The sequence below is a fragment of the Helicobacter sp. MIT 14-3879 genome (assembly GCF_003364125.1).
Window position 1 is genome coordinate 1 of sequence record NZ_NXLP01000077.1, and the last position, 5,097, is coordinate 5,097.

A 5,097-nucleotide genomic window follows, 5' to 3' on the forward strand; every position below is an offset into this window, starting at 1 on the left:
ATATCACTCCATTTGCAAGGGTTGAGAGTGCTACCACAATCGCATCACTTACTCCAGCTTGGGCGATATGCCCACCTGCGACAATGCTTTGTGTAGTAAGCGCAGTGGTTTTGGGATTCTCACACATCCAACGATTGCATACGTTATTGGCATTGAGCTTATCAAGGGCGATTTTAGCTTGTTCTGCTTTTTCTCTATCTTTTGGATTGGTGGAGGTTTCCCCCTTAGCAATCATTGTTTCGAGATTCTCTTTATGTCTCTTGTAATCATCAAAAGGCATTTTCAGCTCATCCACGGCTCCATCGCCTTGCAGATAACGTTCTTCTAATAAATTATCAGTCTCTTTATTGACCTTGAGTTGTGAGGTTTTGACAACATTGCCTTCTTTATCAAGGGTTACGGTATCGGTTGTATTATGATTCGTGCGTGTCAAATTGCCTAATTTAGAATCACTAAAATCCAGATTTTTCACTTCATCGTCATAGTTGGCTAAGATATAATCCACCTTAGCCCTATCTTCTTCGTTGAGATTTTTTCCGCTTTCTAGTATCTCTTGGACGTCTTTAATATCTGCTAGAGTATCAGTTGTATAAGTTTTATTGCCTGTGTTAAACAAAGAATCTATGATATTTTGCTGTCCTGTGTCAATCTCCTCAAAGGTATGTCCATAATAGGTCTTGCTGTTTTGACGGCGATTATACGCCCTTAGTGTGTCATTAGTCATTAACACACTTGAACCATAAGCCTCATAGGTATTGAGACTAAAAATATTTAGCCCAAAACGTGCTAGAGTTTGTGTCCCGATTTCCTCAATCACTTCTTCATAAAGTGGTTTTTGCGACATTCTTTCTCCTTCATCAATAATGCGATAATCAAATGTATGCTTACTGTGATTGCCCAAGCCAACATAAGACAAACAGGGATTCTCTACTTCTTAACTCCATTTTTGTTTGATTTCGTCCATTAATTCCTTGCACTTCTTTTGATGCTCGATGATTTTCTTTGTGTTCTCATCATTGTCATTTAAAATAGGAGCATTAATCATATTTTGCATCGTATGGGCAATTTGCATCATTGCTGTGAGATTCTTATGATCTTGCTTATCCCATTGCGAAACTACAGAACCTTTATAGTTGCTTACCTGTGTAACTATTTCAATTTTTTCCATTAATTCCTTATCAAGAGAGCACAAAGAGTCCTTTTTCTCTTTGGTTTTATGACGAATTTCTTGCCACAGCAAAGTTTCACCCTCCATAATTTCAGCTAAGGATTTGACTGTATAATAATATAATTGTGCGTCATACTTTTTGCTTTCAGCATTTTTTGCAAATATAAAGCTTGCAACGGCAAGTGCGGGAGCAGCAACTACACCGCCTAGTACCCACGCTCCTCCCGCCATACCAAAGCCTCCAGCAGCCAAGCTTCCACCACCAAACCACGCTAATGTCGCATTGGTCGCTGCCGCACCGCTAAGTGTGCTTATCGCCGTGCCCGTAGAGGCACTCGCAAGTAATCCTGCTCCTCCATAAGCCCCAAAGCCAGCCATCGCTCCAGCCATACTTCCAGCCGCTAGGCTACCGAGTGTGTTTTGCAAGGACGCAATAGAATCTTGTGTCGTCCTAAACACTTCAAATGTTTCTTGACCAAAGACTTCTTTTAGCATAATTTTATCTTGGGCTTCAAGCTTGTCAATAAGGTTTTGATATTTTTTGAAACTACCCTCTATGATAGAAGCTTGCCTTTTACCTAATTTCTCAAAAACCTTTTGGGCATCTTCTTTAGTTGTTGTTAAGGATTCTTGGGCTTTATTGTAGAGTTTTTGAGCATTCCTGTGGTGTCTTTCCGCCTCTTGTGTATCATTATAGGCGTCATAGCCCTTCTTTCCTGCAATCAATGTTCCTGCAATAACAATCGCAACAGGTATAAGTGGTAATGGCATATTGCCTCCTTTAATAAATTAAGTTGTGTCTCTTGTTTCATAAGAGTCTCATCCCTCAAAGAGCATTAGAGGATTTTTCTTTAAATCCCCTAATCCGCATTGATCTCAAGACATTAGTCAAGATAACGCACCAATATTCCGTATTGGAGCGTGTATTTAAAAATTCGTGTATTATTCTCCCATGGCATATCAGGATATTCCATACGCAATTTTGCTTGACAAGTAATAATGCCTCTTTCTTTATCGACATGTAAAACCTTAAAATCGCTATATAGAGGGAATCCATCCCCGGACTCTTCAAAGTATTTGTCATACCATTCTTCAACCTTCTCATCACACTTTGGAATCTTCACTTCTTTACACCACACAAAACCCTGCAATAACATCAAAACAATAGCAAAACTAAACTTCATTTGCATAATTTCCCCTTATAAAACTTAAGTTATCAATGCGCTAGCAAATCTTAATTTTTGCGCGAATATAAGTCAATAGCGTTACACAGACATCAGACAAATTCTAGTAAATTCTCTCACGATGAGAGCTTTTAAAATCCTGATTCTTTGTCATAGCTAAACCTACCTCCCAAGCAAGTAAAGACAAACAAAGTAATCTCATACTTGCGAATCCTTAAGATTTCCAAAGCGATATTTTGGTATCACATCTTCAACACAATAAACTAAGAATCTAGATTCTATTAGCATTGTTAAAGCAACTTTAGCAATGTTACAAAACTCACATACTTGTCCTAACGGACACAAAGTCTAAATCTTGACTTGCAATATAGAGTAAGCTTTTAGAATCTACAATCTCAAATTTTGCGCTACATTCTCTTTTTCTTGTAAGAATCTGCAAGATTCAATATTCAATTGATAAAAGGCTTCTTTCGTGTAATGCCCTGCATATCTTTTCTCATATATCACATCCACTCTGCAAATCTCGGGACGATTAGCATAAATCCTGCAACAATTACTTTGCTTATCTAAATATTTACAGATTCCATTACCCAAATCAAAGCTTGCGAGTTCTGCAATCCCTTTAATATTTTTACAACATGCTCCGCAAATTGTGCAAGGAAAGCTATCCCTATTTTCCTTAAAGCTCAATGAGTGCCCTACCTTGCGTACTAAGAGAAAGCATCGCCTTTGTCCATTCAGCATAAATAATCGCATGTGATTTACTGAGGGCAAATGCCTGTATCATTTCATCAATAACACGTTTTTCTTCTTTATGAATATTATCAAGATGTGAAACATGCTCTCCAAAAACTAATGCCATAGATTCTAAAAGCATAATGCGTTGGCTCCGCGGATTGGTTACTTTCGCAAGAGTTTTGCTAAGATTAAAGCTTTGCTCATCATTCCTATCATACTGAATATCCTCTATCTGCATTTCCAAACAGTACGTTGCAATGATATTCTTTTGTGTATCAGAAAAGTCATCATTACTCCACGCAATATGGTGTGCAATCTCTAGGAATGCTACTTTTTCTTCTCTATTGAGTAAATTTAAAAACATATATTATTGTCTCCTTTTTTAATGTTAAATCGCATTTTAACACATCGCCGCGACAAGTTATGTCATTTGATAACATCATTGTCATGAAATATCAGTGTCAAGCGAGCGTTATCAATGCCTGATTGTGAAAAATCTCTATCTCACAAACATGACTAATATTATCTTACAAAAAAAAAAAAAAAACAAATCAAGGCTAAATTGATGACTCACACAGTAAATTCTGCATTATCTTTGATAAAATCATCACATAAGCCAGAGAATAACAAAGTATGTACTTTCAATGAATAAAAATTATTAGCCTTAAAGGCGCGTGTATCAAGGTTTTATGTCAAATTTCTGTCGCAAATCCCTAAACTTCTTGTCCCCATCAACATGCAGAGCGCACAATTCTAATTACATAAGTACGTCATAGCTTAAACCAAAAAATCTGACTTATAAAAAATACTTCCTAACGCATGTTTCACAACTTTAAATCCTGCCAATCTTGCGGATTCTAAAATTCTCCTTGCTTTAGCATAAGTGGTAATCACTGCCTGAGAGCTGGTTATATTAAAAAGTGTTTTTAAATATTGCGTAGTCCAAAGTTCGCTATTGCGTGCTTGTGAAAATGCGTCTTGAAAAACAACATCAAAAAAATTACAGGGAAATGTTTGGACAATATCCAATGCATTACCCTGCAAGAAATATAATCTTTGATTCTTAGCCGTGTCATAATACAAATTGGTGGTTTGCAGATTCTCTAAAATACAATAAGCTTGCGAACGTAGGTTCTCTGGATAAGGAAAGTCTTTTAATAAATCTAAAAGATTGTCTTTTTCAGGAGAATAAATCTCACAGTTCTTAAACACTTGTAGTGCCATACACGCATTAAAACCCAATCCGAAGCAAATATCAAGTATGCGCAATGGACGGTTTAAATTGCTTTGTTGCGATTCTGGCATAGCGCAATTTTCTAACATAACTTGCTGTTTTATATAAAACCGCTTACCTAGAAAAACGCGCGAGACAGATTCTATATTCTCCATCGAATCCAAAAATTTTGTTTCAAAGTCATTTGCAGAATATCTATTTCCTTTTAACAAGGAGGATTCTTGGTTGGAGAATCCAAGAGATTTCTTAAAAATAAGCACCGGAATAATATGCTTATACAAGGTCTCACTATAAGCCCCCAAGCTCTTGGAATGGTAGCTTTGTTGATATTCTTTATTATAGAGACTAAATGAAGAATCGCCACCCTGTATAATAGGTGTAATATCTGGCAAAAAAGACTGATAGATAGAATCCTGTCTCGTTGCATTGTGTTGTGAAATTGTATGTTTCATTGAAATTTGCCTTAATCTATCTCTGTAATATAGTTGTATCACAATAAAAAATGCTTCGCATTGTTACTTGCCTTAGCAATTATTCTCATTAGATTCTATCCTTATTCTATAATGGCTACTAACTTTAAAATCTTATGATATACTCCACATTTATAGAGAGGTGTCCGAGTGGTTGAAGGAGCACGCCTGGAACGCGTGTAAAGTGAAAGCTTTCGAGGGTTCGAATCCCTTCCTCTCTGCCATAGCTCACAACATTCTGACACTTCTTTTCTATTTTTCTTGATAACATTGCAAATGTGATTCTATAACAAACTACAGAGA

General features: G+C 36.7%; 5 protein-coding genes, 1 tRNA gene and 1 pseudogene. 1 reads left to right on the forward strand and 6 read right to left on the reverse strand.

Going from position 1 to position 5,097, the window contains the following annotated elements; genetic code table 11:
- The 6 genes and pseudogenes from CQA44_RS11070 to CQA44_RS11095 all read right to left on the reverse strand — a co-directional run.
- Window positions 1-844: pseudogene (locus tag CQA44_RS11070) on the reverse strand (hypothetical protein); the annotation flags it as partial.
- Between the two features lie 90 nt (window positions 845-934).
- Entirely contained in the window at window positions 935-1,939 is a 1,005-nt protein-coding gene (locus CQA44_RS11075; protein ID WP_115547291.1) for a hypothetical protein, read from the reverse strand.
- A gap of 113 nt (window positions 1,940-2,052) precedes the next feature.
- Window positions 2,053-2,358: a hypothetical protein gene (locus CQA44_RS11080; protein WP_115547292.1), complete on the reverse strand. Its 306-nt coding sequence runs from the start codon at window positions 2,356-2,358 to the stop codon at window positions 2,053-2,055.
- A gap of 381 nt (window positions 2,359-2,739) precedes the next feature.
- Window positions 2,740-3,042, reverse strand: a complete 303-nt coding sequence (locus tag CQA44_RS11085; RefSeq protein ID WP_115547293.1) for a YkgJ family cysteine cluster protein — start codon at window positions 3,040-3,042, stop codon at window positions 2,740-2,742.
- Window positions 3,032-3,454, reverse strand: a complete 423-nt coding sequence (locus tag CQA44_RS11090) for a hypothetical protein (RefSeq protein WP_115547294.1) — start codon at window positions 3,452-3,454, stop codon at window positions 3,032-3,034. The genes CQA44_RS11085 and CQA44_RS11090 overlap by 11 nt, the downstream gene beginning before the upstream one ends.
- 413 nt (window positions 3,455-3,867) lie before the next feature.
- Window positions 3,868-4,776 carry an MnmC family methyltransferase gene (locus tag CQA44_RS11095; RefSeq protein WP_115547295.1) on the reverse strand — a complete coding sequence of 303 codons (909 nt, stop codon included), beginning with the start codon at window positions 4,774-4,776 and terminating at the stop codon, window positions 3,868-3,870.
- A gap of 154 nt (window positions 4,777-4,930) precedes the next feature.
- On the opposite strand from CQA44_RS11095, the gene CQA44_RS11100 reads away from it, so the two are divergent.
- Window positions 4,931-5,018, forward strand: a tRNA-Ser gene (locus CQA44_RS11100).
- Window positions 5,019-5,097 lie beyond the last annotated feature (79 nt).